The sequence below is a fragment of the Curtobacterium luteum genome (assembly GCF_001475545.1).
In the GTDB taxonomy this organism is placed as follows: domain Bacteria; phylum Actinomycetota; class Actinomycetes; order Actinomycetales; family Microbacteriaceae; genus Curtobacterium; species Curtobacterium luteum_A.
Genome location: NZ_LDQC01000041.1, coordinates 1 through 4,181 on the forward strand (window position 1 = coordinate 1; position 4,181 = coordinate 4,181).

Here is a 4,181-nt window from a genome sequence, read left to right on the forward strand (position 1 = left end):
GTCGAGGACCCGTCGGGCGCGACGTCGCACAGGCGTACCGTCACGGTGGCGCGTGGCTGGTCGCTCGTGACGGCGAGGTCGACCAGGACGTTGCCGAGCAGGTCGTACGGTTCGTCAACCGGCAGGTCGAAGCAGACCGACCGGCCGTCCTCGGCGCGCTGGTCAGGGGGCAGGTCGGTGGTGTTCCCGAACGGGAAGAACCGGCCGGCATCGACACCGGTGTGCTCGGGCGACCGCACGACGACCGCGCCGTCCGTGCCACCCCGCAGCGCCGCCAGCGGGAGCGACCGCACCGACGTGGCCGCGGACGGCCATGCCTCGGCGCCCACCCAGCGCCCGCGCCGCTGCTCGTAGTACGTCGCGGGCGGCTCGCCCTCGTTGATCCAGGCGCGGAGCGCCGGGTCCTGCTCGACACCGGTGTCGACCCCGCGCAGCCAGCGGTCCCACCAGCGCAGGGTCTCCTGCAGGAACCCGATCGACGGCCCCGGTGCGAGGCCTCGGTCCGGGTACTGGTGTGACCACGGCCCGACGATGCCCTTCACCGGCGCCGACACGTTCGCGACCAGCCGCAGGACGGCGTCCCGGTAGGGGTCCGCCCAGCCGCCGACGGCGAGGACCGCGGCGGAGATCCCGGCGTAGTCCTCGGCGGCGCTGCCGTGCCGCCAGTACTCGTCTCGCTCCTGGTGGGCCAGCCACGTCGGCGTCATCGGCCGGTTCGCGTCGAGCCGCTCACGCCACCGCTCGACCCATTCATCGCCGACGACCTCGGGCCGGGGCGGCCGCGAGTTGAACGCGAACATGGTCGCACCCCACGCGGCCATGTCGATCCCGAGGAGCGCCCCGCCGACGTAGTGCACGTCGTTGTCGTAGCGGTCGTCGGTCGAGCAGACGGTCACGATCGCCTTCAGCGCCTCGGGGGCGCGCGCCGCGAGCTGCAGGGCGTTGAACCCGCCCCACGAGATGCCGAACATGCCGACCGAACCGGTCGACCACGGCTGGTCCGCGAGCCACGCGATCACGGCCTCGCCGTCGCGCAGCTCCTGTTCGCTGTACTCGTCGTCGAAGAACCCGTCGGACGACCCCGTCCCGCGGATGTCGACCCGCACCGAGGCGTACCCGTGCGCCGCGTACCAGGGGTGCCGCTCCGAGTCGCGGGGCGCGGTCCAGTCGTCGAGCCGGTACGGCAGGTACTCGAGCAGCACCGGGACCGGCTGGACCGGCGACGCGGTCGAAGGCGACGAGGTCGAAGGCGACGCGGACGAAGGCGACCCGGACGGCGACGCGGACGCCGGTGACCAGATCCGGGCGTGCAGCCGCACCCCGTCCGGCATCGGGATCCACTCGTCGCGCACCACGACGCCGTCCGGCAGCCCGTCGGGCGACCCGATCGCGGTGAAGCGTTCCCCACTCGAGCGCAGACTCATGCGCCGACCCCCTCCCCGACGACCACGTCGTGGTCGCTCCAGTCCCGGACGAGGTGACCGCCACCGTGGTCGGTCCACCCCTCCGCGTGTCGCCAGTGCTGCACGCCGTCGTCGACGTCCGGCAGCTCGGTGCTCCCCGGTTCGAGCGTGGCAGCGAGGAGCGTCGACGTGTACGGGTGGTTCGGCCCGCCGAACACCGCCTCCGTCGGCCCGATCTCCACGATCCGGCCACCGGTCATCACGGCGACCCGGTCCGCGACGCCGCGCACGACGGCGAGGTCGTGGCTGATGAACAGGCAGCTGAGTCCCCGCTCGCGCTGCAGGTCGGCGAGCAGCGCGAGGATCCCCGCCTGCACCTGCACGTCGAGTGCCGTGGTGATCTCGTCCGCGATCACGAGCCGCGGCTCCGCAGCGAGCGCACGGGCGATCCCCACCCGCTGCCGCTGCCCACCGGACAGCTGCGCCGGCAGCCGGTCCGCGAACTCCGGACCGAGGCCCACGAGCGTCAACAGCTCGCCGACCCGCGCCCTCGAGGACGACCCGGTGAAGAGTCGCAGCGGCCGGGCGATCGCCGCGCCCACGGTCCGGCGGGGGTTGAGCGACGTGTCCGCGTTCTGGAACACGAGCTGCACCGCGCGCCGCAGTCCGGGCGACCGTCCGGCGACCGGCACGCCGAGGTCGCCGGCCACCGTGCCGTCGTCGAACGCGAACGTCCCCGACTCGGCCGGCACCAACCCCGCGAGGGCGGTCGCGAGCGTCGACTTGCCGCTGCCGGACTCCCCAACGACCGCGAGCGTCTCGCGCGGACCGACCGTGAACGAGACACCGTCGACGGCGGCCGGAAGGCCGGGTCCGTACCGGATCACCAGGTCCTCGGCCGTCACCACCGGACGCGTGCCGACGGGAGGCCCGGTGCGGGTCGCGTCGTCGGTGACCGTCCCGGAGACGGTCCCCTCCAGGGCGGGGCGATCCGTGCCTCCAGGCCGTCGCCCGTCCGGCACCGCGGCCAACAGGGCACGCGTGTACTCGTGCTGCGGCGAGGCGAACAGCGCGGTCGTCGCGGCGTGTTCGACGACCTCGCCGTCGCGCATGACCGCGATCTCGTCGGCCATGGCCGACACCACGCCGAGGTCGTGGCTGACGAGGAGGACCGCCATGCCGAGCTCACGGCCGAGCTCCGCGACGAGGTCGAGGACCGCCGCCTGCGTGACCACGTCGAGTGCCGTCGTGGGTTCGTCGAGCACCAGGACCCGAGGCCGGGCGGCGACCGCCATCGCGATGGCGACGCGCTGCTGCTGCCCACCCGAGAGCTGGTGCGGGAAGCGCCGGACGATCGTCCCGGGCGACGGCAGACGGACCAGGCGTGCGAGCTCGACGGCCCGCTCGGGTCCGTCGGGTTCGCCGTGTGCCCGGAGGGCCTCGCGGATCTGCTCGCCGATCCGCATCGACGGCGTCAGCGCCTGTCCGGCGTTCTGCGCGACGACGCTCGCGGTCCCGCCGCGGAGCGCGCGACGTCCGGCGGGCGAGAGCGCGAAGACGTCCTCGCCACCGACCCGGACCGTGCCGCGTTCCACCACGGAACCGGCACGGAGGTGGGCGAGGAGCGAGCGGGCGACGGTCGACTTCCCGCTCCCGGACTCCCCGACGAGCCCGAGGGTCCGGCCGGCGGCGATGGCGAACGACACCCCGCGGACGACCGGGACGGTGCGGGACCCCGCGGCGTAGGAGATCGCGAGGTCGTCGACCTGCACGACGGGGCCGGGTGCGGCCGTACCCGGAGCGGTCGTGGCGGTCGTGGCTGTGGCGGTCATGCGCTCGCTCCCTGCTTCGCACGGTCGACGCCGAGGGACTTCGCGAGCCCGTCCGCGGCGAGGTTGAGTCCGACCACGAGGGTCGCGAGGGCGACGATCGGCGCGAGTGTGCCGAGCGGCACGACGGTCAACGCCGTCCGGTTCTCCTGCACCATGAGTCCCCAGTCCGGCGTCGGCGGGTTCGCGCCGAACCCGAGGAAGGACAGCGACGCGACGAGCAGCACGATCCACGACGCCCGCATGGCGTACTCGACGAGCACCACGTCGAGCACGTTCGGCAGGATCTCCCGGAACACGATCGACAGCGGGCGCTCCCCGCGGGCACGCGCCGCGGTGACGTAGTCCTGCGTGATGACGGTGCGGGCGGCACCGCGGACCACGCGGGTCACGGCGGGGGCGTAGACGATCGTGACGGCGAGCACGATGACCCAGAGCCCGGCGTCGAAGACCGTCACGACGACGAGGAGCGCGAGGATCGAGGGCACGCTGAGCAGGGCGTCGACGATGCGCATCACGACCTCGTCGAACCAGTTGTCGGCGTACGCGGTGACGGCGCCGAGCACGGTGCCCACCGCGACTGCGATCGTCGTCGCGAGGAAGGTCACGAGCAGGGCGTACCGACCGCCGTTGAGCGTGCGGGACAGCACGTCGCGGCCGTACTGGTCGGTGCCGAGCCAGTGCGTCCACGTCGGACCGGAGAGGACGTCGCCGGCGTTCGTCGCGACCGGGCTGTGACCGGCGATCACGGGCGCGAGCACCGCGAGCACGAGGTGGAGGGCGATGAGACCGAGCCCGACGGACAGGGCGGTGGAGCCGCGCAGCGGGGCGAGGACACGACGGACCGCGCCGGGTCGCAGGGTGCCGGTGGGGCGGGGAGCGACGGCGGTCATGCGGCTACCTTCCTGGATCGGCTCGTCGTGCCCGCGCGGCGGACCCGGGTCCGCCG

General features: G+C 73.8%; 3 protein-coding genes. All 3 read right to left on the minus strand.

The genetic code is table 11. The features are described 5' to 3' along the window. Nucleotides 1-1,424, minus strand: a 1,424-nt coding sequence (locus tag NS184_RS07750; protein ID WP_152998112.1) for a CocE/NonD family hydrolase, incomplete at its 3' end; no start/stop codon positions are given. Continuing rightward, the gene (locus NS184_RS07755; protein ID WP_058725549.1) at nucleotides 1,421-3,235 is read right to left on the minus strand and encodes a dipeptide ABC transporter ATP-binding protein; all 1,815 of its coding nucleotides are present in this window, start codon (nucleotides 3,233-3,235) and stop codon (nucleotides 1,421-1,423) included. The genes NS184_RS07750 and NS184_RS07755, both read right to left, overlap by 4 nt. Next, the gene (locus NS184_RS07760) at nucleotides 3,232-4,125 is read right to left on the minus strand and encodes an ABC transporter permease (protein ID WP_058725550.1); all 894 of its coding nucleotides are present in this window, start codon (nucleotides 4,123-4,125) and stop codon (nucleotides 3,232-3,234) included. The genes NS184_RS07755 and NS184_RS07760 overlap by 4 nt, the downstream gene beginning before the upstream one ends. Nucleotides 4,126-4,181 lie beyond the last annotated feature (56 nt).

Bases quoted from the DNA above. Each gene is read 5' to 3' on its own strand.
- NS184_RS07755 (WP_058725549.1), bottom strand. From the start codon at position 3,235: ATGACCGCCACAGCCACGACCGCCACGACCGCTCCGGGTACGGCCGCA.
- NS184_RS07760 (WP_058725550.1), bottom strand. From the start codon at position 4,125: ATGACCGCCGTCGCTCCCCGCCCCACCGGCACCCTGCGACCCGGCGCG.